24 protein-coding genes and 1 pseudogene are annotated in these 22,711 nt (G+C 44.7%); 15 read left to right on the top strand and 10 right to left on the bottom strand.

Annotated elements, in window-relative coordinates:
* A partial coding sequence (locus AC3A14_RS07730; RefSeq protein ID WP_318731891.1) for a hypothetical protein occupies window positions 1–193 on the bottom strand: 193 nt, incomplete at its 3' end.
* Between the two features lie 234 nt (window positions 194–427).
* On the opposite strand from AC3A14_RS07730, the gene AC3A14_RS07735 reads away from it, so the two are divergent.
* The gene (locus AC3A14_RS07735) at window positions 428–2,029 is read left to right on the top strand and encodes a calcium-binding protein (protein ID WP_318731892.1); all 1,602 of its coding nucleotides are present in this window, start codon (window positions 428–430) and stop codon (window positions 2,027–2,029) included.
* Window positions 2,030–2,092: 63 nt separating this feature from the next.
* On the top strand, window positions 2,093–2,380 hold the full coding sequence (locus AC3A14_RS07740) for a class I SAM-dependent methyltransferase (RefSeq protein WP_318731924.1): 288 nt from the start codon (window positions 2,093–2,095) through the stop codon (window positions 2,378–2,380).
* A 165-nt stretch (window positions 2,381–2,545) separates the two neighbouring features.
* Here the strand turns inward: AC3A14_RS07740 and AC3A14_RS07745 are convergent, their stop codons facing one another.
* The gene (locus AC3A14_RS07745) at window positions 2,546–2,992 is read right to left on the bottom strand and encodes an Rpn family recombination-promoting nuclease/putative transposase (protein WP_318731925.1); all 447 of its coding nucleotides are present in this window, start codon (window positions 2,990–2,992) and stop codon (window positions 2,546–2,548) included.
* A gap of 120 nt (window positions 2,993–3,112) precedes the next feature.
* Here AC3A14_RS07745 and AC3A14_RS07750 point away from each other — a divergent pair.
* A pseudogene (locus AC3A14_RS07750) lies at window positions 3,113–3,409 on the top strand (cupin domain-containing protein); the annotation flags it as partial.
* A gap of 142 nt (window positions 3,410–3,551) precedes the next feature.
* Window positions 3,552–3,719: a cupin domain-containing protein gene (locus AC3A14_RS07755; protein WP_318731894.1), complete on the top strand. Its 168-nt coding sequence runs from the start codon at window positions 3,552–3,554 to the stop codon at window positions 3,717–3,719.
* Between the two features lie 10 nt (window positions 3,720–3,729).
* On the opposite strand, the gene AC3A14_RS07760 is transcribed toward AC3A14_RS07755, so the two are convergent.
* Window positions 3,730–4,362 carry a YdcF family protein gene (locus AC3A14_RS07760; protein ID WP_318699081.1) on the bottom strand — a complete coding sequence of 211 codons (633 nt, stop codon included), beginning with the start codon at window positions 4,360–4,362 and terminating at the stop codon, window positions 3,730–3,732.
* A 146-nt stretch (window positions 4,363–4,508) separates the two neighbouring features.
* The gene (locus AC3A14_RS07765; protein ID WP_318731895.1) at window positions 4,509–5,282 is read right to left on the bottom strand and encodes a dioxygenase family protein; all 774 of its coding nucleotides are present in this window, start codon (window positions 5,280–5,282) and stop codon (window positions 4,509–4,511) included.
* A gap of 100 nt (window positions 5,283–5,382) precedes the next feature.
* On the opposite strand from AC3A14_RS07765, the gene AC3A14_RS07770 reads away from it, so the two are divergent.
* From AC3A14_RS07770 to AC3A14_RS07780, 3 genes are all read left to right on the top strand, one after another.
* Window positions 5,383–6,210 (top strand): Uma2 family endonuclease, encoded by an 828-nt coding sequence (locus tag AC3A14_RS07770; protein ID WP_487778953.1) that lies wholly within the window; start codon window positions 5,383–5,385, stop codon window positions 6,208–6,210.
* Window positions 6,211–6,475: 265 nt separating this feature from the next.
* Window positions 6,476–6,643, top strand: coding sequence for a hypothetical protein (locus AC3A14_RS07775; RefSeq protein WP_318719354.1), 168 nt, complete (start codon window positions 6,476–6,478; stop codon window positions 6,641–6,643).
* A 106-nt stretch (window positions 6,644–6,749) separates the two neighbouring features.
* The gene (locus AC3A14_RS07780) at window positions 6,750–6,944 is read left to right on the top strand and encodes a ssl0294 family protein (protein WP_318699078.1); all 195 of its coding nucleotides are present in this window, start codon (window positions 6,750–6,752) and stop codon (window positions 6,942–6,944) included.
* A 168-nt stretch (window positions 6,945–7,112) separates the two neighbouring features.
* Here AC3A14_RS07780 and argC read toward each other — a convergent pair whose 3' ends face one another.
* Together argC and rlmD are read right to left on the bottom strand one after the other, a co-directional pair.
* On the bottom strand, window positions 7,113–8,174 hold the full coding sequence (gene argC / locus AC3A14_RS07785) for an N-acetyl-gamma-glutamyl-phosphate reductase (RefSeq protein ID WP_318699077.1): 1,062 nt from the start codon (window positions 8,172–8,174) through the stop codon (window positions 7,113–7,115).
* A gap of 234 nt (window positions 8,175–8,408) precedes the next feature.
* The gene (gene rlmD, locus AC3A14_RS07790; RefSeq protein ID WP_318731897.1) at window positions 8,409–9,779 is read right to left on the bottom strand and encodes a 23S rRNA (uracil(1939)-C(5))-methyltransferase RlmD; all 1,371 of its coding nucleotides are present in this window, start codon (window positions 9,777–9,779) and stop codon (window positions 8,409–8,411) included.
* 91 nt (window positions 9,780–9,870) lie between these two features.
* Between rlmD and apcD the strand changes: the two genes are divergently transcribed.
* A complete protein-coding gene (gene apcD, locus AC3A14_RS07795; RefSeq protein WP_318699075.1) occupies window positions 9,871–10,356 on the top strand; it encodes an allophycocyanin subunit alpha-B in 486 nt (161 codons plus the stop codon).
* Window positions 10,357–10,433: 77 nt separating this feature from the next.
* Here apcD and AC3A14_RS07800 read toward each other — a convergent pair whose 3' ends face one another.
* Together AC3A14_RS07800 and AC3A14_RS07805 are read right to left on the bottom strand one after the other, a co-directional pair.
* On the bottom strand, window positions 10,434–10,814 hold the full coding sequence (locus tag AC3A14_RS07800; protein WP_318731898.1) for a hypothetical protein: 381 nt from the start codon (window positions 10,812–10,814) through the stop codon (window positions 10,434–10,436).
* A 53-nt stretch (window positions 10,815–10,867) separates the two neighbouring features.
* Window positions 10,868–11,293, bottom strand: coding sequence for a thiol-disulfide oxidoreductase DCC family protein (locus AC3A14_RS07805; protein WP_318731899.1), 426 nt, complete (start codon window positions 11,291–11,293; stop codon window positions 10,868–10,870).
* On the opposite strand from AC3A14_RS07805, the gene AC3A14_RS07810 reads away from it, so the two are divergent.
* On the top strand, window positions 11,282–11,452 hold the full coding sequence (locus AC3A14_RS07810) for a hypothetical protein (RefSeq protein ID WP_318735158.1): 171 nt from the start codon (window positions 11,282–11,284) through the stop codon (window positions 11,450–11,452). The two genes, AC3A14_RS07805 and AC3A14_RS07810, sit on opposite strands and share 12 nt — an antisense overlap.
* A 118-nt stretch (window positions 11,453–11,570) precedes the next feature.
* On the opposite strand, the gene AC3A14_RS07815 is transcribed toward AC3A14_RS07810, so the two are convergent.
* Window positions 11,571–12,287, bottom strand: coding sequence for a Crp/Fnr family transcriptional regulator (locus AC3A14_RS07815; protein ID WP_283766109.1), 717 nt, complete (start codon window positions 12,285–12,287; stop codon window positions 11,571–11,573).
* 194 nt (window positions 12,288–12,481) lie between these two features.
* Here AC3A14_RS07815 and AC3A14_RS07820 point away from each other — a divergent pair, with 194 nt between their 5' ends.
* The 3 genes from AC3A14_RS07820 (at window position 12,482) to leuB (ending at window position 14,964) form a co-directional block, all read left to right on the top strand.
* A complete protein-coding gene (locus AC3A14_RS07820; RefSeq protein WP_318731900.1) occupies window positions 12,482–13,198 on the top strand; it encodes an NnrU family protein in 717 nt (238 codons plus the stop codon).
* 161 nt (window positions 13,199–13,359) lie between these two features.
* A complete protein-coding gene (locus AC3A14_RS07825) occupies window positions 13,360–13,722 on the top strand; it encodes a thioredoxin family protein (RefSeq protein WP_271937934.1) in 363 nt (120 codons plus the stop codon).
* Window positions 13,723–13,881: 159 nt separating this feature from the next.
* A complete protein-coding gene (gene leuB, locus AC3A14_RS07830; protein WP_318731901.1) occupies window positions 13,882–14,964 on the top strand; it encodes a 3-isopropylmalate dehydrogenase in 1,083 nt (360 codons plus the stop codon).
* Between the two features lie 216 nt (window positions 14,965–15,180).
* Here leuB and AC3A14_RS07835 read toward each other — a convergent pair whose 3' ends face one another.
* A complete protein-coding gene (locus AC3A14_RS07835; protein ID WP_318719350.1) occupies window positions 15,181–15,453 on the bottom strand; it encodes a hypothetical protein in 273 nt (90 codons plus the stop codon).
* A 141-nt stretch (window positions 15,454–15,594) separates the two neighbouring features.
* On the opposite strand from AC3A14_RS07835, the gene AC3A14_RS07840 reads away from it, so the two are divergent.
* The 3 genes from AC3A14_RS07840 to AC3A14_RS07850 all read left to right on the top strand — a co-directional run bounded on the left by AC3A14_RS07840 (window position 15,595) and on the right by AC3A14_RS07850 (window position 22,698).
* Window positions 15,595–16,986 (top strand): P-loop NTPase fold protein, encoded by a 1,392-nt coding sequence (locus AC3A14_RS07840; protein WP_318719349.1) that lies wholly within the window; start codon window positions 15,595–15,597, stop codon window positions 16,984–16,986.
* Window positions 16,987–17,080: 94 nt separating this feature from the next.
* Complete coding sequence (locus AC3A14_RS07845; protein WP_318731902.1) at window positions 17,081–21,769, top strand: WD40 domain-containing protein; 4,689 nt, start codon at window positions 17,081–17,083, stop codon at window positions 21,767–21,769.
* A gap of 158 nt (window positions 21,770–21,927) precedes the next feature.
* Window positions 21,928–22,698, top strand: a complete 771-nt coding sequence (locus AC3A14_RS07850; RefSeq protein ID WP_318731903.1) for a Uma2 family endonuclease — start codon at window positions 21,928–21,930, stop codon at window positions 22,696–22,698.
* Window positions 22,699–22,711 lie beyond the last annotated feature (13 nt).

Raw genomic sequence — 22,711 nt, forward strand, 5'->3', positions numbered from 1 at the left:
CCCCCATTCCCACCCATAACTGTCCTAAACCCGCCCTCCCCCAACCGGCACAGAAAAGTCCCTCTCCCGTGGGAGAGGGATTTAGGGAGAGGGCATCCGAAATCTCCAAACCTCCTTCTGTAGGTAAGAACAATCGATAAAAACCCAACCTACCGATTGGATTTTCAAAATTTTCCCGTGCAGGTAGACACATTTTTAAAATCTGGTGGTATCATTGTCTCTGTCACGTGTTGTTAGAGCCTTTTGGTAACATTACCAATCGTCCTAACCCGGAGCCAGTTGGCGATGCTGTGACCTATACCTCTGAGCTAAACCTTGAAAAGATGCTCAATCAGCAATTTTCAGTTATGATGCTCAAGGACAGTAAACTTAAATTGTGTCTCTGCACAAGAATTAAAGTACATCTAACAACGTTGTGGAGTGAACGATGAGCGGATTTACAAGACAAGACTTTCCCAATCAGTTTGCAACTCGGTTCTGGTTCGGAACTAATCAAGCTGAAGAAGGTATTGATCTGAGAGTTGATGAGGCTAACCTAGGGTCTCAAGATATTGTATATGCTTACCAAGGGGACGATACAATCTCGGCTGACCTATCCCCTACACTGATTGTATTTGGGGGGCAAGGTAACGATAGCATCGTTGGCAGTCAAAGACCTCTAGCTCTGAATATCCTGTCTGGAGATGTCGGTAACGATACTATCGTCCTCCAAGGTGGAAACCTTCCCCAAGCTTTTGGAGGTCAAGGCAATGATTCTCTGTATGGTTCAGGGGCTTCCAATGAAAGCATGTTTGGAGGTCAAGGAAGTGATGTCATTCGAGGTCGAGGTGGCAGTGATTTTCTCTCTGGAGATCGCGGTACTGACATTATTTGGGGTGACGATGATGGTGGTTTTGGAGCAGATACTATTCTAGGTGGTGCAGATAGTGACACCATTGTTGGTGGTGGTGGTAATGACTCTATCCATGGTGGTCAAGGCAATGACTATATCGATACCGATGTAGCATTAGTAGTTGATAGCGATGGAAACAACACAATACCCACTGACGCAGATGTTGTCAATGGTGCAGATACCATCTCTGGCGATGCCGGTGATGACACCATTGGTCGAGAAACATCAACTGGTAACAAGACTTACTCCGGTGGAGATGGCGCAGATAGCGTTATTGGTGGTGTAGGTAATGACTCTATCACCGGAGATGAAGGTAATGATATCCTCCGGGGTGGAAACAATGGCTATGACACTATTGTCGGTGGGGCAGGTGATGATTCCATCCAGGGCGGTGACGAAACTGGAACCCCGGCTGCCCCATTCCTTTTGGATTCTTTGCTTGGTGGCGTAGGAAATGACACCATCAATGGTAATGGAGGAAGTGACACTATCTCTGGTGGTATCGGACAGGACAGCCTATTAGGTGGGAACGGTGATGATACAATCTCTGGCGATGACCAAGCTGACACCTTGCAGGGTGAAAATGGTGCAGATAGCCTTATTGGTGGTCGAGACAACGATACTCTGGAAGGTGGAGCAGGGGCTGATACCCTTACAGGCGGGTTAGCTGGTGATAACACACCAAATGCTACTCCTGGTGAAGATACCTTCCGATATAATATTACTAGCTTAGTTTCTTTTGATAATCAGGGGACACCAGGAGCAAGTGGCTCAAGCAATCTGGTAAGTACAACACCCACAAGCGATTGGATAACTGATTTCGATCCCAATAGTGACCGTATTGAGGTTATAGAAACGTCAATTAATGCCCTTGTTACTCCTGCTCCTAATCCTCCTGGTGGTACTCCAACCACAATAAGCGTCAGCTTTGGTGGTTCTTTTGGTGGTGCTACTGCCACATTTGGTCAGATTGGTACTGCTGCAACGCCCGCAGGTGGTATTAATGGTCTGACTGGTACTGTTGTTTACATTGAGTCAGATAGAACTAATGCTAATATTGGTTTCAACTTGGGTACAGATGTTGTCCTAGCTGTATTGAATGGTTCACCTACACTGACATCCACTAACTTCATCTAATCAACTTAGTTCAGTTAGCTGAGTAGCTAGGTAGGGTGCGTTAATAACGCACCCTATTTTGCTATCTCCAGACTCAACCACAAAATTCAACTCCATGTCATGAACACCACCGCCGCCGCCTCCCTCTTTGCCGACGAATCCGTAGACCTCATCTTCATCGATGCCGGGCACAAATACGACGACGTAAAAGCCGACATCACCCACTACTACCCCAAACTCAAACCCGGCAGATACATGCTCCTCGACGACTACGAACAAAAATGGCCCGGTGTCATGCAAGCCGTCCATAACAGCTCCCTCTCCGGGGAACTCATCGCCCCCTCCCTCTGGTGCCACCGGAAGAGTAATTAACAATGAACGGGGAACCAGAAACCCGGTTTCTTGAAGAAACCGGGTTTCTAGCCATCCTAGCGTGGGCAGGAACACCAGTCGTAGGGGCGGGTTTTTCAACTCGCGCAAGCTTCGCTAACGCAATGACAGAGTATATCTGATTCACCGGACTTGATATACTTGATATTATTCAGAGATCTCGAGATCCAAATTCTCTAGTACTCCAGTCACCGTTTCCACTGGAAGCTGCAATAATTGGGCAATAACTTCCGAGGATAATCCATAACTCGCCATTCGAGGAATATTCTCTAATTGTGCTTCTTGCCGTCCTCGTTGTTCTCCTCGCTGTTCTCCTCGCTGTTCTCCTTCCTGGAAAGCTTCTTGGTAAACCTTGGTTTGTCGAATATCGCTCAGTCCTAACATCGCTTCAATTTCCTCCCTAGTTTTGGTCGGTAACTTATAGACTATTATAGTCTCGATTAAATCAATCAGGTTTTGTTGTACCTGTTGTTGAGTTAACTCAGATTTCGCTCGTTCTATTAGAGTTTTGGCTGTTTCTGGAGCAGTACTGTCCTTTTCGATAATCAGTTTAACCACCCCTAACCCTGAAGATTTTGTAAAAGAGAGTATCAGTTTTCATCCGGATGTGAGATCGACAGCATCATTTAAATCAATCGAATAGATCGCGATAGGTTACGGGTAATTCCGGTTTATTGGTCATCTTTAATCTCTATCCTGATTTTCTCTAAGATTATGAATAAGTATCATTGCATGATTCCAGTCTTCAAATCCCCCACAGAGTATCAAGCCTATCGCATTAGCCCGAAAGACAGCAATCGACTGGCGATCGTCTTCGATCCCACCATGTCCGATTTTTCCTTAACCTCTTGTATTGAAATTTTCGATCCAGGAGGCAAAACGCCCCCCAACCGCCATCAATTAGCTGTAGAAATGTTCTTTATCTTAAAAGGAGAAGGATTAGCCTATTGTGACGGTAAAGTAGTCAGCATTCAAGCCGGCGATAGTTTAATGGTGCCGCCCACCGGAACTCATATCAAGTCCGGTTAAACACTTGTCATTGCGACCGGAGGGAAGCAATCGCCAAAACTACCGAGCTAAAAGAGATTGCTTCACTCCACTGCGTTCCGTTCGCAATGACATACGATAACTGATCCAACGGACTTGATATCATGTGATTGAAAACACCGGAAAAGGACGCATGTATGCCCTTTGCATCATGATTCCCAATGAAAATTTTGCTGAACTTATTCGCAGTGGAATTCCCGTAGAATTAGACGCAGAAGATTTGGAAGTGTTACGCCGTTCCGATCGCGCCCAAGCCCTAGTCAACAATTATTAATCATTAAGTATTATAGAGCTTCAGTCTGTTTCAGATTCTGGGCACGCAGTTTATGGAACTGTGGATTAAGCGTAGCCGCAGTGCGCCCCGTTAAAGTCCATAAGATCGAGCGGCTCACATCTCTGGCAATACTAAGCGGGGATTCTCCATCATCTGAAGACGGCACTTCTATGGGCGTAAAGGTAATCCCTTGGCTCCCTAAAATAATTGTCGCGATCGCCTTCGATCGGGGCATATGAAAATCCGACGTAATCAGATACACATGGCGAATATTATCTGACTTCAAATCATCCACCAATGTCGAAAAATTAGTTACGGTATCCACCGCTTGATAATCCAAATGAACCCGTTCTTCCGGAATCCCAGCAGCCTGGAACGCTTGGCTTGCTTGTTTTCGCCCAACACCAGAAGACACCCAAATTTCCAAGGGATACTCTTGCTCGGCAGCAAATTGAGCGGTAAAGGGTTCGCGATCGTGATTTCCTCCCAACATTAAAATCGCTTCTGGTTGGGGAGATTCGCCCAGCGCCAACGTGGTTTGAAGTTTAATCCAAGCCCCTAATCCAGTCACATAAACGCCCAATAAGAGTAATAGAATAGTAACCGATTTTTTGAGATTTGCTTTGGTAAAAATGGGAGGCATAGGTCTCAATTTGCCAAACTCCTTACCTGATGTCCACTCCTTGTAAAGACACCTCAGGATAGAAAATGTTCCTCAGTGCCAAGTTTCTTCAAAAGAACAGATTCTCATCCTATTAAAACCCGCCTCATTGTCATCTTTTTCTCTATTTAAAAACCAAAGGCAGCCATACTCAAAACACCATAGGTAAAACTAGAGTGTAAGGATTTAGCTCTCACCGGTTCGCCCGCTGCTCCTAGGGTGACAAATAGAGGCAGTAGATGTTCGTCAGTGGGATGATTTTCAACGGCATAGGGAGCTAGTTGACGATAATGAATTAAGCGCTCTAAGTCTCCTTCTTGAAGCGTCTTTTCCATCCACCGATCGAAGTCTTGTACCCATAAGGGAGGTTCAGCATCGAGAGGATATTGGCCAAAATAGCTTAAATTATGAGTCATTGAGCCACTCGCGATGATGAGAATGCCTTGAGATCTTAAAGAAGAGAGCGATCGCCCAATCGCCAGATGATACGCTGGATCTCGGTGGGGTTGAATCGAGAGTTGGGTAACCGGAATCTGAGCCTCTGGAACGATACAGGATAAGGGAACCCAAGCCCCATGATCTAATCCTCGATGCTCGCTAACCTGACAAGCGATACCGTCTTGATGCAAATTCTGTACAATCTGATGGGCTAATTCAGGTGCGCCTGGAGCAGGATAAACTATTTCGGATAAAGAGGGCGGAAATCCACGAAAATCGTATATCGTTTCCGGATGGGGTACAGCACTAACGACTGGTTCAGAAGTCGTCCAGTGGGCAGAAACCACTAAAATGGCTTTAGGGGTGAGAATTTGGGAAGAGAGCGATCTCCAAAACTCGACAACAGGTAGCTGATGTAACAACACATCGGGAGCGCCATGGGAAATAAATAAACTTTCTATCATGATTCAATCCTTCTATCGAACTTCGCTAAAGTTAGTATAATAAACGGAGAGAAAAGCTTGAGGCTCTCATGAAATGGTACACAAAAGAGCAACCCCATTCATGGAAGAAGATTCCCTCTATCCAGAAAGTGACGGTCAGCCAGTGGGTGAAAATACAATACAATTTCGTTTAATTATGATGCTCCAAGGGGGTTTGGATGCTCTATTTAAAGACATCCCCGATGTGTTTGTAGCTGGAGATTTATTTTGGTATCCCGTGCAACTCTCCTCAGAGGAAATAGAGAATCAGGAAGAACCTTCCAGACAAGCTCCAGATGTGATGGTAGTATTTGGAGTCGAAAAAAAAGACCGTCCATCTTATATGCAGTGGGAAGAGAACAATATTGCCCCTCAAGTGGTATTTGAGATCGTATCTCCGAGTAATAGCAAGGAATTAATGGCTAAAAAATTTGAGTTTTATCAAACCCATGGAGTAGAAGAGTATTATGCTTACAACCCCAAAGGAAATAGACTAGAAGGGTGGTTAAGAAGAGGGGAAGTATTGGAGAAAATTACGCCAATGGAGGGCTGGAAAAGTCCAAGGTTAGGCGTGAGTTTTACCACCGTTTCGGGAGAGTTGCGGTTATTAACAGCTAATGGAGAGCGCTTAGGAACCTATCTGGATGTGGTGCAAGAGCGCGATCGCCAACATTTGGAAAAAGAGCGCCAACGGTTGGAAGCAGAGCGGGAGCGGCTCGATAAGGAACTTGAACGCCAAAGAGCTGATGCTGCTGAATTAGAACGCGATCTCCAACAAAAACGAGCGAATGATGCTGAAGCCGAACGCGATCTCCAACAAAAACGAGCGAATGACGCTGAAGAGGTAATTGAACACTTACGCGAGCGCTTACAGCAGTTAGGAATTGATCCCGATGAGTTGAGATCTTGAAAAATTGTCAGTTTTCCCTGATACAGCGCTTCGCGCTGTTATGGTGTACAGCCTTAAAGGCTCAAAGCCATGTACCACAACCCTATTCCCTATTCCCTATTCCCTAGCGCGAAGCGCTATATTAGTCCTGCAATCTCGTAAACCTATTTTACAAGTTTGGTCATTGACAGCCCCAATCAGTCAGACTAAATAGATAGGAAGGTTTTCAACGAAGAAGTCTCATTCGTTCAAAATTCCCCTATAACATAAGACTTCAGGATCAATCATGACTCGCAGAACATCGAATCATACCCAAGCAAAACCGAACCACTCTTCCTCCCTATGGCAAAGAACAAGTCACAGACAGGAAGGGGGGCGATCGCAGGAATTTATTTTAGACCGTAATTACATCATAGATTTGGTCAATTCCTTAGAAAGTATATCAGAAAGATAACGGATAGCGCTACCCCTAAGTCATAGGCTGGGGTGGAAATTTGTAAATTTTGGTAAACAACACGCTAAAATCCCAATAGCACCATACAGCCTATTCTTCTTGAACCATGTTCGATCAACTCACGCCGATTTTTCAGGAACTCACCCAACAACCCGTAGCGTTTTTTGGCGGATTCTGTTCGGGTCTTTTGCAACTCAACTTATCTGAAGATCCCATTAAAACCTGGCTCGATCAACAAATCAGCACTCCAGAAACCGAGACCAATAGCACTTCTGGCCCCCAATCGATTGAAATTGATTAGTATAGCAGCGAACTCATCAAGTTGGGACGGTTAATGTTTTGAGGCACTCTAGCAATAGATACTATTGCAATAGAGAGTGTCTTCACTCTCCCTCAAACCGTTACCCGTTGCTCAACAAGGGGCCCCCCAGCCCCTTGCCTGGTCTTACCTCTCCAGGAGAGATTGCTATTAGGGATAAAAGGTTAACTTGGGTAAACCCAAGGTTTCCTGCCAACCCTTGATCAGATTCAGACATTGAATAGCTTGTCCGGCTTGACCCTTAATCAGATTATCAATTGCCGACATAACAATCACCCGATTAGTGCGCGCATCCACTTCTAAGCCGAGATAACAAAGATTAGTATCACAAGCCCACTTCGTTTGTGGATAAGTTCCATTGGGGAGAACCCGCACCCAAGGGGAATTTTGATAGAATACACTGTAAATCGTGCGTATATCTTCTCGGACTAAACCAGGGTCGCGGAGAGTAGCGTAAACTGTGGCTAAAATTCCTCGTACCATGGGAATCAAGTGAGGAGTAAATTGCAACTTAACCTCATGGCCAGCTAAATCACTACACACTTGTTCGAGTTCTGGGGTATGGCGGTGACGGGTCACCCCATAGGCTGCCAGAGAACTATCTGCTTCTGCTAAAAGGAGATTAATTTTACCTTGTCTTCCCCCTCCCGATGTTCCCGACTTAGCATCAACAATGAGGGTATCGGGTTCAATTAATCCTTGCTTGAGTAGGGGAGCGATCGCCAGTAAACTACTGGTTGTATAGCATCCTGGACAAGCTATCAGATTCGTATGGGGGATGCGATCGCGGTAGATTTCCGGTAAGCCATATACCGCCTTCGATAATACCTCATAATCAGCCCGGTCTTCACTCCCATACCAAGTCTTATAGACCTCCATATCCGTCAACCGATAATCAGCGGATAAATCTAGAACTAAACACCCTCTCTCCAGCAGTTGGGGCGCTATTTTGCACGCTAACCCATTAGGCAATCCTAAAAATACCACCTCACAGCGCGAGGCGATCGTATCAATATCAACGGGTTCCACCGTCAGATTAACTCGATGAGCCAAATGGGGGTAAATATCGCCATAGGATTTACCCGCACTACTATCACCTCCTAAATAAACCAAATCCACGTTTGGATGTTCGCACAACATCCGCACCAATTGCACACCTCCATAACCGGAAGCACCAACTATACCAACCGTTGTTCGCCCATTATCTCCCATGATGTGACCCTTACTTAAATGTTGAGTTTACGTGATTGAGTGTAGATCCTAATTTATGGTTCTAGGTGAGGCAACCATAAATGTTTAAAGGTTGGCTGCATTGTAGTACCAAAGCGGAGATTCAATTAAAAATTAAAAATAGGGACAGATTCGGAGAGGCTATCGGTGCCTATTGTAGATCTAGGTAAACCCGCCCCTTGACCTCCAAGAGAGTATCTACAGGCAATGATTTAATTATTCATTATTCACTAAAAATGCCACCGCTTCCACATGAGCCGTTTGCGGGAAAAAATCAACCGGTTGTACTCGTGTTAGACGATAGCTTCCAGACTCACAAAGAATTTGAAGATCTCGCGCTAAAGTTGCTGGTTTGCAACTCACATAAACCAGACGAGCCGGACGGAGGGTTAATAAAGTTTGCAAGACTTCAGGTTTGCAGCCTTGACGGGGCGGATCGAGTAAGACAATATCGGGTTTATGGTCTAATTGGGGTAAAAGCTCCTCAACTTTGCCCACCTGAAACGCTACATTCTCAATCTGGTTTAACTGAGCATTTTCTCTGGCTTGTTGAATCGCTTCTCCTTGGACTTCTATACCTAAAACTTGCTGCACTTGACGAGCAATAGGTAGGGTTAATGTGCCAATACCACAATAGGCATCAACAACTTGTTCTGTACCTTGTAAATTCAAATGCTCGAGGATTGTCTCTAGCAAGGCTTCAGCAGCTTCTGTATTGACCTGAAAAAAGGTGTTTGCCCCCAAATGGAAGGTTAAGCCAGCAAATTGCTCGCGCACATAGGGTTGTCCGACAATAGAAAAAGTTTGGTCTCCAAAAATGCGATTGGTTTTATGAGGATTCACATTAAGGCAAACCCCAACCACCCCAGGAAAGTGAGTTAACCAGTTCTGGCTATGAGTCGCTAAACCGGGTAACCGGCGTTTTGTGGCGACTAGGGTAATGAGAATTTCTCCCGTACGTTGACCAATGCGCAGACATAAGTGGCGCAGGAGTCCTTGGTGGTTCTCCTCATCATAGGCTGACCAGTGAGCCAGATCGAAGCTTTCTTTGAGGGTTGCCAATAGGGGATTTAAACGCTCATCCTGTACGGGACATTGGTTAAGGTTAATGAGTTTATGGGTTCCTTTTTGGTAATATCCGGCTTTGAAGATGCCGATGTCCGAGAGTTCGAGAGGATAGGAGACTTTATTGCGATAGCCAAAGGATTGAGGAGAGCCGATAATGGGAGTAACGGGAGGATCGGCCAATTTGCCAATCCGGGTTAAAGCTTCAGTGACTAGGGTTTGTTTGGCTTGTTGTTGAAAGTCGTAGCGAATATGCTGCCATTGACATCCTCCGCATTTATCCGCAACGATGCAAGCGGGACGAAGGCCATGGGGTGAAGGTTCAAGAAGTTCTTCGATCGCTCCTCTGGCAAATTGAGGTTTAACATAGAGTAACCGAACGTTCAGGCGATCGCCTGGAACCGTATTCGGTACAAACACCACCCGGTTGTCTACCCGTCCCACTCCATCACCCGTATCGCTTAAGGAAGCAATCTCTATTTCTACGACTTGGCCTTGTTTCCAGTTCGATTCTGTTTTCATCTTGTTAAGGGTCTCTTCCCTTGTGTCCCACCCAATAGTTAAACTAACAGGATATTGATATTCCGTTTAGGATAGGGACTCAAACATAATCATGAGCGTTGTTACTCAAATCATTCTCAATGCAGACGAAGAACTGCGCTATCCCAGTGCAGGCGAACTGCAAAATATTCAAGCCTTCTTAACTACCGGAGAAAAACGCACTCGGATTGCGTCTACTCTCACGGAAAATGAAAAGAAGATCGTAGATAAAGCCACTCAAGAGCTATGGCGCAGACGACCCGATTTCATCGCTCCTGGCGGAAATGCTGCGGGTCAACGGGAACGGAGCCAGTGTATCCGTGATTATGGCTGGTATTTGCGTCTAGTGACCTATGGAGTTCTTGATGGTAGTACCGAGACCATTGACCAGATTGGTGTTTTGGGGGCGCGGGAAATGTATAATTCCCTCGGCGTACCCTTGGCAGGTATGGCAGAAGCCATGCGCTGTTTGAAGGAAGCGTCTTTAGCTCTGTTGAGTGTGGATGAAGCTCAGGAAACCGCTCCTTATTTTGATTTTCTGATTCAAGCGATGTCTTAATTGGATTAGCTCAATCGCTCAACCCCTGTTTTCTCCCAGGAGAAGGCAGGGGTGAGTTTTAAAGAAAACCTTTAATGTTAACACCAGGTTTCTTCTGTCAAAACTTGACAGCCTTCTAACCCTAAACTGGGTTGTTTGCGATAAGCATCTAACGGTTCCAGGACGGCAATCTTAAAATTAGTCCCAACTTTGTAAAGATAATCCACACCTGGATCGTAGTTTAAACCCACTCGCAAATTAGAAAAATCATCTTCACACAATTCAAAACCAAAGCGAACAATAATTTGGGCGACGAGGCATTCAGGAGTATGAACTGTTTCCCCCATGGTGGCGCGCTCTTGCCCAAAGGTATCTAAAAATCGTTGCAATTTGGGTAAAACTTTCTTCGGATTGCCGTTGCGACTGGCGTAGACAATTACCGGGTTACCTTCAACAATGAAGTGACAGGAGACAGCCATAGATTTACTGCGATCTAGTGTTTAAGTCCGATCCGATCATATGCTGGTCTGGGTCATTTTGCTTGACCCAATTCTGAACTGCTACTTGAACATCCTTGATCGCCACTACACCAATACAGGGTTTCTCGCTGACCCAACCACTGATAACGATGGTTGCGGATTTGTTCGTAGAGGCGATCTCCCATTACCTTAACCCCTGGTATCCCTCGATAAACCCCGATCAGCGCCTCACCTCCAGGAAATAAACGACTTATTTCCTCGGCAGCTTCGCTCCCTTGCCATCGACGCTGGGGATATTCTGTATCAATTAAAATCATCCCTAATTCGCAATCTTGGGAAGTAATACCCCACTTGACTAAGGTTTCTTCGTCTTGCATCGGACTATAGGTAAATCGTTGCCCTTGGTCAAATTGTGCCAGTACCTGAACCAAGGACGAGCATAAATTACAGTTGCCATCGTAAATAATTTGATATCGCATAATCGCTTTTCCTGTGACTATCGGGGTTATCTGACTTCAAGATGGGTGGCTCAAGCTCAAGCCAATACAGATGAATCTAAACTAGAACCCTTGCTTGACTTTACCGTAGAAGAAAGTGGCGCGGCGATCGCTCTATTGGGTTGTGATTGTATTCAATGATTCTCAAAAGCCAATCTCAATCCAAACGATTTCCTAACCCGGAGGTGGCAAGTTGTAAAAGAGTAGAACATGGGGTTAGGAAATTCTAGATCGAGTTAGAGCGTCTCGCCCTAATCTTCTAACTGTCAGGGTTAGAAGGCGGAAGACAAATCAGATTATCATCCAACGTAATAATCAGACCTTTCGAGCGCAACTTACCCATTAAGCGAGTAACGGTTACCCTCGTAGAACCAATGGCGCTACCAATTTGGGCATGAGTGAGCGTCCAAGGCAAATAATATCCCTGTTCGCAAACTTCACCATACTCTTCAATTAATAAGGTCAAAAAGCCCAACAGCCGATCGATGGTGCGGCGTTGACCCATGGTTCCCAGCCACAACAGTTTACGCTGATTTTGATAACGGAAAGCTTCCATCACTTCACGACGGAAATGGGGCCAATTATCCAAATCATGCCAATACATCCACAAAACCGTGGTTTTATCCACGTGGGCATAACTGGAAATTGTAAAGGGAGATTGGGAGACAATTTCAAACGGTTGACCTGCTCCCACGAACCCTAAAAAGGATTCATCTGGACTGAGATTATCGGGATCGTTGTTGGCACTCAACCGAGCGACTAAACTGGGCGTTTTAGTGGATGCACTAATCTGGGCGCTGACCAGCCGAACGGAACCGCGCTGTACCAGATAGAGCAAACCAGGACGGACAGGAATTTTATCATCCTTGTTAAAGGTGCGGGTGCGATAGTGATCTTGCGCCCAATCAATAATTCTCTGCCAGGTAAGAAACGGACGAGATGTTGAAGATTCGGATTCTGGAGACACTGAAAACATATGGTTAGAAATTGTGAAAGAATAACAAAGACAACCAGTGATTTGTTGCTAGATTCAAGCATACCCTGTTTCTAGTAAAAATGATCACGCTTTAGCCTGAGGCTATGGTTTCTGTTATTGGCTATCTAGTTTATCATAACGGTAGCAAAAACTACTTTTTTATGATCAAAACTTTATCGATGTAAGAAAAATGTATGGTAATGATTGATAATTGGCCATCAAGCCACTGGGTGATGGTAGGATTACTGATCGGATTTGCGATCGCTCATAGCGGACTCGCCAGCCTTAGACCTTGGGGAGAACAGAAAATTGGCGCAAGGCTGTACCGGGTAGGCTTTGCCTTAGTGAGCATTCCCTTTGCCGTGGTGTTGATTATTTACTTTTTCAACCATCGCTATGATGGAATACAACTGTGGCAAGTGCAGGGAGTGCAAGGAGTCCGATCTCTCGTTTGGATTTTGTCAGCGATTTCTTTTCTATTTTTATATCCAGCCACATTTAATTTACTCGAAATTGCAGCGATCGCCAAACCGGAAGTTCATCTCTACGAAACCGGAATTATCCGCATCACCCGACATCCCCAAATGGTTGGTCAAGTAATCTGGTGTATTGCCCATACCCTCTGGTTAGGCACAAGCTTTACCCTAATCACCTCCCTAGGCTTAATTCTCCATCATCTCTTTGCTGTCTGGAATGGGGATCGCCGTCTGTACAACCGCTATGGCAAAGCTTTTCTAGAAGCCAAAGAGCGTACTTCTGTGATGCCATTTGTGGCAATTATCCAAGGTCGTCAAACCTTAGAACTCCAAGAATTTGTCCGTCCGTCCTACCTCGGCGTACTTCTCTTTATTGCCCTCCTCTGGTGGGCTCATCCTTGGCTCATGCAAGCCACCCTTAAAGTTCCCCTTTGAGTTGAGGATAGAGGGATCGGGACACACGGGGACTCAGGGACGCGATGAAATAGAAACGATTCTCTATTCCCTTAAACTGCGTTGCTCAATCCAACCCAAATCGGTGTAGCATGATCCCAAGAGCAAGTATAAGAAATCCAGATACTAAGAACGGCATAATTATGGTGGTACAAATCAGTGAACGCGCCTTTAGTCACGAAGTCCTCGATGCTCAAACTCCGGTATTAGTCAACTTTTGGGCCCCTTGGTGTGGAATTTGCCGACTGCTAAACCCAGTTTTAAATCGATTCCAAACCGAATGGGGACAAACCATTAAAGTGGTTTCTATTAATGCCGATCAAAGCCTTAAACTCGCCAATGCCTACCGACTGCGAACTTTGCCTACGGTAATTTTGTTCAATCAAGGTCGAGTGCAAAATCGTATTGAAGGCTTCCATAGTGCAGAAGACTTATACCGACAACTGGAAGTTAGCTTATCTGGAACCAGGGTGGCTGATGCCATTGATCTTGAAACCAGTCGCTAACTCCTTTTTTGGAGTAGAGATAGAGTAAATTCGTTTTAGAATGAGGCATTGATAGGGGCAAACAGCCGTTTACCCCTACATTGCGCGTTTTTACTCTCTTGTAAATAAACGAGCGCTATACTGAAAGGTTACAAGTATTAAGCAACGAAAAACCCATTTATGACTGAGCATTACCGGATTACGTTACTTCCAGGGGATGGCATTGGCCCAGAAATTATCGCTGTGATGGTGGAGGTCTTGAAGACGATCGCCCCCAAGTTTGATTTAGAGTTTAACTTTCAAGAAGCGCTCATCGGTGGTGCGGCGATCGAGGCAACAGGTAGTCCCCTTCCAGAAGAAACGCTCAACACTTGTCGTCAAAGTGATGCGGTTTTGCTGGCAGCTATTGGGGGGTATAAATGGGATAATTTGCCTCGTCATCAAAGACCGGAAACCGGGCTATTGGGTCTGCGATCGGGTTTAGGGTTGTTTGCGAATCTGCGGCCGGCAACTATTTTACCCCAACTGATTGATGCTTCCACCCTGAAACGAGAAGTTGTGGAAGGGGTCGATATTATGGTGGTGCGTGAATTAACCGGTGGAGTCTATTTTGGCGAACCCAAAGGCCTTTTTGAGACCGAAACGGGACAAAAACGGGGCGTAAATACCATGGCCTATACCGAAGGGGAAATCGATCGCATTGCGAAAGTAGCGTTTGAAATTGCTCAAAAACGGAAGAGTCAACTCTGTTCTGTGGATAAAGCTAATGTTCTAGAAGTTTCGCAGCTTTGGCGCGATCGCGTGACGGCTATGGCTTCTGACTATCCCGATGTCCAACTCTCTCACCTTTATGTAGATAACGCAGCGATGCAACTGGTGAGAGCGCCCCAACAATTTGATACTATGGTTACTGGTAATTTATTTGGTGATATTCTCTCCGATGCCGCCGCCATGCTAACCGGTAGTATTGGCATGTTACCCTCAGCTAGTTTAGGCGCATCGGGCCCTGGAGTATTTGAACCCGTTCATGGATCGGCCCCCGATATTGCTGGACAAGATAAGGCTAACCCCCTCGCTCAAGTTCTCAGTGGGGCGATGATGTTACGCTATGCGTTTAACCAACCTCAAGCAGCAGAGGCGATCGAAGATGCGGTACAAACGGTTCTCAATCAAAGCTATCGTACGAGCGACATCATGTCTGAAGGACAAAAATTAGTTGGATGTCGGGAAATGGGAGAAGCCTTGCTCAGAGCGCTATCCTGAGATGGGATGGGGGGAATGGAGGAATAAAAACCCAACAAAAAAACAATTCCGTTTCTCCCTATCTTCCCTATCCACACACTAGATTTCCCCCGACCTGTGTTACTCAATCCAATAAGTTTAGATAAGTAAAAACTCACTATTTCCTTGACACTCCTTTAGGTTTTAAGTGAGCCTTGCAAGTAAGACGAATATGCATAACTATCCATAATTTCTCTGTTAATAGTAAGTTATGTTTTTCTCAAGAACTTCCCCGCCTGAATGTTGAAAGAACAACTCGCAATCTTTTGGATATAACTCAAAAATATGAGTTGTTTCTGCATTACTTATCGTCACGATCTCCATGAAACCACTGCCGATCGCATTTTCCTCATTGACATAACTGCCATTGGTAGATAGGTTCGTGTGAATGGTGAAGTCATTCTCGCTCCCCTGGTAGACATTTTGCCCCGGTTTTGAATCAAGACTATGGAAATGAGGGGTGAGTCCCATAGCGATCCTCAGCGTAAAGATATGTTAGCGTTGACATGAGGCAAAGTTTTTGTCGATTCAGGATCTGAACTTAGGAGTTTTGCAAAAAACTCGATTTTTCTTCCAAAAATCCTGTGTTTTATTCAAAACCAAAAAGTTAGGATGAACATCGATTTACAAGAGTTTTTTGATGCTTGCGATCCCAGTAAAACGTTGATGATGGGCAGGATCGGCGATCGCCGCTACTATATCGATTTTAGCTCAGTGCGCGGGGGGAAAATTATTGAGGCTCTCAAACGAACCATTATTCGCTTGTCTCCCAACAAACCAACTTGTCAGCTTTTTACCGGTCATATTGGCTGTGGTAAATCAACAGAATTATCCCGCCTACAATCAGAACTCGAAGGCGACGGGTTTTATGTCATTTACTTTGAATCCACCCAAGATTTAGACGAAAATGATGTCGATATTACCGATATTCTCTTGGCGATTGCTCGTCAGGTGAGTGAAACTTTAGAACAGCAAAAAATTGAACTGCAACCCAAAGGATTTAAGTCCTTTCTCAATGAAATCTGGGATTTTTTACAAACCCCTGTCATTGTTTCTGGAGAAGCAGAAGTTCTAGGCGCAGGAGTCAAAGCCAGTACAGAAGGGGAATTTGAGGTTTCGTTGCCGGTGGGGATTGGTAAAATCACCGCTAGAGCCATGGATAGTCCCAAGTTGCGATCGCAACTGAGACAGTATCTAGAACCGCAAACTAACCGCATCTTACAATTCATCAATGATGAAGTCCTGAGTGTGGCGATCTCCCAACTCAAACACCGGGGATATAAAGGTCTGGTCGTCATTATTGACAATCTTGACCGGGTGGAAAACCGGGAAATTTCCACGTCCGGCCGACTGCTCCCTGAATACCTGTTTGTCGATCGCGGCGAACAACTGCGAAAACTCAACTGCCATTTAGTCTACACCCTCCCCCTTTCCCTCGTCTTCTCCAATGACTGTGAAACCCTAAAAAACCGCCTGGGGGGAGGACTCGATCCCAAAGTCTTACCCATGGTTCCCGTCTGTAACCGAGATGGAACTGTATGCACCAGTGGTATGGAATTACTGCGGCAAATGGTACTTGCTAGAGCTTTTCCCGATGTTTTCCCTCAACATCGCCTAGAACTCGTCACCCAAATCTTTGAAGAACCGGCAAGCCTTGATCGCCTCTGTTGGGTAAGTGGAGGTCATGCGAGGAACTTATTGGGGATTTTGTATCGCTGTATCCAAGAAGAAGACCCTCCGATTAGTAATATAGTTCTCGAACGGGCCATTCGCGAAGCCCGCGATCGCCTACTTTTAGCCGTTGACGATCATGAATGGGAGTTACTCTTTCAAGTGGTTCAAGAACAAAATCTCAAAGGAGAACGGGAATATCAAACCCTCCTGCGCAGTTTATTTGTATTTGAATATCAAGATCATCGCGGTCGCTGGTTTGGACTCAATCCCCTCTTAGCAGAAACCCAACGCTTTAAGCAATGGCAAGCTCAAGAAGCCAGCAGAATTTAAGACAAAGACAACGGGTTAAGAGGTAAGGGGAAGATATCCGTCGTAGGACGATGAAAGAAAAATGGTATCAGACTTAGATTGAAAATAGCAGTTAATGCAGGATACACCAGAACTAGAAAATGAGCGATCGCTCAAAACCCTAGCTCGTACCTTAAAATTACGGCGCGGCAAATTTACTCTGATCCAAGCTTCCTGTAATTCCGTCAGCTTACGCACCCAACTCTTACATCGGCTCACCCAAGAATATCAGGTTAACACTCTTAGTATTACCCTCCCCCAACATGCCACCGGGTTTCATACCGCTGTTCTGAAAGCCATTGAAGGACAATCTCCCGATGCCTTAATGATTTTAGGTCTAGAATCAGTCAGCTCAATTTCTGAGCTGCTGATTTCGGCCAATCAAAAACGGGATCAAATTCGCCAAAGCTTTGTCTTTCCCATTGTCCTCTGGGTAACCGATGGTATTTTACGTCATCTAGGCAGATTAGCCTCAGATATCAACAGTTGGAATCCGCCACCCATTCGCTTCACAATTTCTGAAGCAGATATCCTCAAGTTTTTATCTGAAGAATCCCATACTTTATTTGAGTCATTACATTATCCAACCTCCTATTGCTCTTCCTCCATACATCACCTCGATTTAGACTTACTCAGTAAAGAGATTCAACGCATTTATCCTAAACTAACACTGGAATTGCAAGCAAAATTTGAGTTTATGCTCGCTCAACTTCAGTGTTCCAAAGCTCAATTCGATCGGGCCATTGATACCCTATGCAAAAGTCTCAAGTCTTGGCATCAATTATCGAATATTAGAGCACAAGGGTTTGTCTTATTTAATTTGGGATTAGTCTATTTAGAAAAATCTAAAGTCAAAGAATCGAAGGAGAAAGGCTCTAATCATCAATTATCCCAAGAATATTTTCACCAAGCTTTGGACTGTTTTAAGACAGTAAATCAGCCAGACTTGATGGGAGTAGTTCTAAGCTACTTGCAAACCATTTTACAGAATTCAGAGAACTGGGAAAATCTCAAATCTATTACTGAAAAAGCTCTGAGCATTCATCAATTCTATGGATCGAGCCTACAACTTGCTCAAGATTATGGCTATTTAGCACAAGTCGCCTTAGAAAATCACTATTGGAAAGAAACAAAACTTCTTGCGCAACAAGCGATTCAGAGATTAGAATCCAATCCTAATCCAGGAGACACTCTCAAAAATGAGCTGTCTAGATTTTATTTTTTAAGGGCAAAAGCAGAAATTCAATTACAAGAATTTCAAGGGGCGATTACTCGGCTCGAAGAAGCGAGAAAAAATTGCATTCCAAAATCATCTACCCAGCTTTACAGTGAGATTTTGGAGGAATCAATAAAACTCTATTGGCAGGATAAAAATTACTTAAAATCTTTTAGTTTTAAGATAGAAAAGCGCTCCATTGAAGCCCAATATGGTTTGCGGTCTTTTATGGGGGTGGGTAGATTTCCTAAGCCGAAAAGAATTACCCATTTAGATATTACCTCACACAATACCAAAACAACACGCGAAATTGTATCGGCTTCTGGAAGACAAGAAGATATTGATAACTTGTTGACCCGGATGGAACGACGAGACCGTAAACTTACGGTAATTTATGGCCCCTCTGGAGTTGGCAAAAGTTCTTTACTACAAGCGGGTTTAGTGACGGCCCTCAAACTGAGTTCTTTTGAAGGGAATAATTACTTCCCGATTTTAATTCAAGTTTATCATCATTGGCAAGAAGATTTTAGTCTTCAAATTAGAGCCATTAGCCCTACTTGCAGCGCTATTTTACAGCGACTTGAGGAAATGACTCAACACTATCAAATTCCAGTTTTATTGTTCGATCAATTAGAGGAATTCTTCCTGCATTATTCCGATCGCAATAAAAGGCAAGAATTTTATGATTTTATCCAAGCTTGTCTGAGGATTTCCTATGTAAAAATTGTACTTTCTATTCGAGAAGATTATCTCTATTATCTCTTGGAATTAACTCGATATACTGATTTGGGGGAATTAGATAAAAATTATGAAGATATTTTATATTACCTGGGTAATTTTTCACCTCCAGAAGCAAAGGCGATTATTGAGTATCTTACCAATCGCTCTTCCACTCCCTTAGAGCCATCCTTAATCGATCGGCTGGTTGAAGACTTAACCACAGAACAAGAAGAAATTCGCCCGATTGAACTGCAACTGATCGGCGCTCAACTGGAAAATCAAGGCATTATCACCTTGCGTGATTATCAAAGGCTCGGTAGTAATCCCAAAGAAGTATTAATCGATATCTACTTAGATGAAGTGGTGCGCGATTGCGGCCCGGAACAAGAGGCGATCGCCGAATTAGTGCTATACCTGTTAACCGACGATCAAAATACCCGTCCTCTGAAAACCCAAGCCAGCTTAGAAAAAGCCTTAGAGCAAAAAGGCGATCGCCTCAACTTAGTCTTAGAAATCTTTGTCAAATCCGGTTTAGTCCTCCATCTATCTGGAGAACTCGACAATCATTATCAATTGGTTCACGATTATTTAGTCCCCTTTATTCGCCATAAAAAAGGAGCGCAACTGCTAGCCGATCTAGAACAGGAGAGACAACAACGGCAAAAAAGCGATCGCCGCTTCCTCCTTGGAATGCGAACCGCAACCATCATTTCCCTGATCCTCACCGGACTCGCCATGCTCTTTGCTGGAACTGCCAATTACCAACAACAACAAGCCTTCAAACAACGTCAGATTGCCGAAAATAACGCCATCTCTGCCCTAGAACAAAGTATCATCGCCCAATCCACCACCGCCAGAACCTTAATGCGATCGACTTCTGGACAACAACTCGAAGCCCTCGTCACTGCCCTAGAAGCAGCCGCCCAACTGCGCCAGCATCCCCGCTTAAAATCAGGCAACGTTACTCATCACGTCATCAATAGTCTCGCCAACGCTATCTACAACCTCAAAGAATTCAATCGCTTAGAGACCCAAAGCATTATTTATCATGTCAACTTTAGTCCTAATGGCCAATTCATTGCCACGGCTCAAAATAATGGTGCAGTCAAAATTTGGCAGCAAGATGGTACTCTATTAACCACTCTCAAAGGTCATCAAGACCGAGTTTATTGGGTCAGTTTTAGTCCGGATGGTAAATGGATGGCTTCTGCCAGCATTGATCGCACGATTAAACTTTGGGATCTGGCTAACTTTTCTGCAATTAAAACGTTCCACGGACACCAAGACCGCATATATAACGTAACCTTTAGTCTGAATAGTCAATTCATTGCCTCTAGCAGTCGGGATGGAACCGTTAAACTTTGGAATTTAGAGGGTAAAACCCTCCTCACTTATCGTCGTCATCGAGATTCTGTAGAATCGATTAGCTTTAGTCCGGATGGACAATTACTCGCCTCTGCCAGCAACGATCGTACGGTAAAAGTTTGGACAATAACGGGCAAACACCGCCTTACTTATCGAGGTCATCAAAGTGCTGTAACGTTCGTGCAGTTTAGTCCGGATGGCAAATTTCTCGCTTCTGCTGATGCAAATGGATTGATTAAACTCTGGAATTTGCACGGTCAAGAGATTGCCACTCTCAAAGGCCATCGGGATACAGTTTTAGGATTGAGTTTTAGTCCTGACGATCAAATTTTGGCTTCTGGAAGTCGAGATAAAAACATCATTATATGGAATATGAAAGGAGAAGTTATTTCTACTATTTCTGGTCATAATGATTGGGTCAATAGTGTCATGTTTAGTCCTGACAGCCAAACCCTCGCCTCAGCGAGTGCCGATGGTATGGTGAAGTTATGGAAACTTCAGGGGAGTGACTCAAGAATTTTTAAGGGTCATCAAGATAAAGTCTATACCGCTCAATTTACTCCCGATCTCCAGTCCATCATCTCCAGCAGTGCTGATGGCAGTATCCGGTTATGGAGTGTCCAAGAAGGAAAGGAATTGGCCACCTTAGTGCAAGAGCAAGAGAGAATCTATGGACTTGATGTGAGTCCAGATGGGCAGAGGATCGTTTATGGCAGTCGAGATGGAACCGTAAGATGGCGATCGCTCCACGATAGTACCACTCGTACCTTCAGAGGTCATCAGGAGATGGTACTTGATGTCGATTTTAGTCCAGATGGTCAAACTATTGCCTCTGCCAGCTTAGATCGAACTGTCAAATTATGGGATCTAAACGGAAAAAATATTGCTACCTTTTCGGGTCATAGTGAGGGCGTACAAGCGGTTCATTTTAGTCCAAATGGGCAATTGATTGCTTCTGCCGGAAATGAAAATCTGATTAAAATTTGGACATTAGATGGCTCGGAATTGGCAACATTTAGAGGTCATAAAAGTACGATTTTCAGTGTCAGTTTTAGTCCCGATGGCAATTTGCTAGCCTCCGGAAGTCGAGATAAAACTGTGAAACTTTGGAAATTAGATGGGACATTAGTCAATACATTTGAAAATCATACCGCTCCAGTGATTAGCGTCAGCTTCAGTCCTGATGGTCAAATGATTGCTTCTGCCAGTGATGATAAAACTGTAAAAATTTCCCGACTTAATGGAGAAGAAATCATGACATTAGAAGGCCATACGGATTGGCTCAATGAGGTTAGTTTTAGCCCTGATGGTCAATGGATTGCCTCTGCAAGTCATGATGGTACCGTTAGACTTTGGCGGTTTAATTATGATTTAGACTATTGGTTCGATCGCGGCTGTGCCTGGCTAAAAGATTATTTGCACCATCAGCCTTCCCGCTCTGCTGCTTTGTGTGAAAATCCCTGAGCCATGTAGTGAATTGGCGATCGCGATATTGTCCCCCATAAATTCTGATAGCCCGAAATATTCTAGAATTATCTCATTCTGCGCGTCCCCGCGTCTCCCTATTCCCCATCCAAACCTGATAAAATAATCAACATTGACCCTTCCCAGTACTAGAAAGTATGTCAGCCACTTCCTCAGCCTACAAAATTACTTGGGAAAAACTACCGGACGACTTCCAACTCCCTGACGATCCTGTGGATAATATTCATCAACCCGCCCTAGCTGCTGCCCTAACTGAGAGTTTAGACCAAGCCGGTAAATTAGCCGAAAGTGCCCTAACGCCAACCAACTATGGCATCTGTGCTACTGTCAATGGCAAAATGGTGGTTAAAGCTCCTGATTGGGCTTATATCCCCCAAATCCGAGTTGAGCGTCCAGAGGTGATCCGCAGTTATACCCCAAACTTACAAGGCGATCGACCTGTTCTTGTCCTAGAATTTTTATCGGATACTGACGGGGGGGAATATTCGATAAAATCCACCTATCCCCCAGGTAAGTATTTCTATTACGAGCAAATCTTGCAAGTGCCCAACTACGGCATTTTTGACCCAAAAACGGGAGAATTAGAACTCTATTGTTTGGGCAACCAGCAACGCTACGATCTGAAGTCACCTAATCTAGAAGGGCGATTTTGGATACCCGAAATGGGTTTATACTTAGGAGTGTGGCAAGGTTGTCGAGAAAACCTAGAGAGCTATTGGCTACGCTGGTGGGATGAACAGGACAATCTATTGCTGTGGGGGACAGAAAAAGTGGAGCAAGAACGGCAACGGGCTGATGCTGAACGACAACGAGCCGAATCAGAGCGCCAACGAGCTGATGCTGAACGATCGCGAGCCGATCGCCTAGCCGCCCAATTACGAGCCGCCGGTATTGAAATTAACGAATAATTAATCGTATTAA

It is taken from the genome of Roseofilum sp., from assembly GCF_982964205.1.

Excerpts from the sequence above, each read along its gene's own strand:
- apcD (WP_318699075.1), top strand. The coding sequence starts at position 9,871 with ATGAGCGTTGTTACTCAAATCATTCTCAATGCAGACGAAGAACTGCGC.
- AC3A14_RS07825 (WP_271937934.1), top strand. The coding sequence starts at position 13,360 with ATGGTGGTACAAATCAGTGAACGCGCCTTTAGTCACGAAGTCCTCGAT.
- argC (WP_318699077.1), bottom strand. The coding sequence starts at position 8,174 with ATGGGAGATAATGGGCGAACAACGGTTGGTATAGTTGGTGCTTCCGGT.
- AC3A14_RS07805 (WP_318731899.1), bottom strand. The coding sequence starts at position 11,293 with ATGCGATATCAAATTATTTACGATGGCAACTGTAATTTATGCTCGTCC.
- leuB (WP_318731901.1), top strand. The coding sequence starts at position 13,882 with ATGACTGAGCATTACCGGATTACGTTACTTCCAGGGGATGGCATTGGC.
- AC3A14_RS07820 (WP_318731900.1), top strand. The coding sequence starts at position 12,482 with ATGGTAATGATTGATAATTGGCCATCAAGCCACTGGGTGATGGTAGGA.
- AC3A14_RS07815 (WP_283766109.1), bottom strand. The coding sequence starts at position 12,287 with ATGTTTTCAGTGTCTCCAGAATCCGAATCTTCAACATCTCGTCCGTTT.
- AC3A14_RS07840 (WP_318719349.1), top strand. The coding sequence starts at position 15,595 with ATGAACATCGATTTACAAGAGTTTTTTGATGCTTGCGATCCCAGTAAA.
- rlmD (WP_318731897.1), bottom strand. The coding sequence starts at position 9,779 with ATGAAAACAGAATCGAACTGGAAACAAGGCCAAGTCGTAGAAATAGAG.
- AC3A14_RS07775 (WP_318719354.1), top strand. The coding sequence starts at position 6,476 with ATGACTCGCAGAACATCGAATCATACCCAAGCAAAACCGAACCACTCT.
- AC3A14_RS07800 (WP_318731898.1), bottom strand. The coding sequence starts at position 10,814 with ATGGCTGTCTCCTGTCACTTCATTGTTGAAGGTAACCCGGTAATTGTC.
- AC3A14_RS07845 (WP_318731902.1), top strand. The coding sequence starts at position 17,081 with ATGCAGGATACACCAGAACTAGAAAATGAGCGATCGCTCAAAACCCTA.
- AC3A14_RS07765 (WP_318731895.1), bottom strand. The coding sequence starts at position 5,282 with ATGATAGAAAGTTTATTTATTTCCCATGGCGCTCCCGATGTGTTGTTA.
- AC3A14_RS07850 (WP_318731903.1), top strand. The coding sequence starts at position 21,928 with ATGTCAGCCACTTCCTCAGCCTACAAAATTACTTGGGAAAAACTACCG.
- AC3A14_RS07760 (WP_318699081.1), bottom strand. The coding sequence starts at position 4,362 with ATGCCTCCCATTTTTACCAAAGCAAATCTCAAAAAATCGGTTACTATT.
- AC3A14_RS07735 (WP_318731892.1), top strand. The coding sequence starts at position 428 with ATGAGCGGATTTACAAGACAAGACTTTCCCAATCAGTTTGCAACTCGG.
- AC3A14_RS07835 (WP_318719350.1), bottom strand. The coding sequence starts at position 15,453 with ATGGGACTCACCCCTCATTTCCATAGTCTTGATTCAAAACCGGGGCAA.
- AC3A14_RS07770 (WP_487778953.1), top strand. The coding sequence starts at position 5,383 with ATGGAAGAAGATTCCCTCTATCCAGAAAGTGACGGTCAGCCAGTGGGT.
- AC3A14_RS07780 (WP_318699078.1), top strand. The coding sequence starts at position 6,750 with ATGTTCGATCAACTCACGCCGATTTTTCAGGAACTCACCCAACAACCC.